We start from the raw sequence: 355 nt of genomic DNA on the forward strand, positions 1-355 counted from the left end.
CGCAAGATCTCGCAGCGGTCGAACTTGGCAAGACGTCGCGCCAGTTGCGAACGGATGAGGCCGCGCTGGCCAAGCTTGGGCTGATCGTGAAACGTGTCGCGGCGAATGGGGCCCGCTATGGTCGCGCTGGCCTAGGCTTGATACTGACTCCGCTGATCGCGCGACTGGAAGAGTTCATAGCCCTTCGCGATCGGCTCCGTGCGGAACGGAGGCATTTGCGCGCTTTGAAGGATCTTCGGTCCCTTCGTTTGCGTCACATGAAACGGTGCATCGCCGCCCTGCCCTCCTCGGCTATCAAAGATCCTGAGATCGTCAAGATTCTCGCCAGTTTCGATAAATGGCCACGCAGCGATGC

At 60.0% G+C, this 355-nt stretch carries 1 protein-coding gene; it reads left to right on the forward strand.

Features of this window, described 5'->3' with window-relative positions; all coding sequences use genetic code 11:
• Positions 1–355: helix-turn-helix domain-containing protein (locus O4H53_RS27035; RefSeq protein ID WP_331284262.1), on the forward strand; the 355-nt coding region annotated here is incomplete at both ends.

Origin of the sequence: Sulfitobacter sp. G21635-S1 (assembly GCF_027213915.1) — a bacterium.
GTDB lineage: Bacteria > Pseudomonadota > Alphaproteobacteria > Rhodobacterales > Rhodobacteraceae > Sulfitobacter.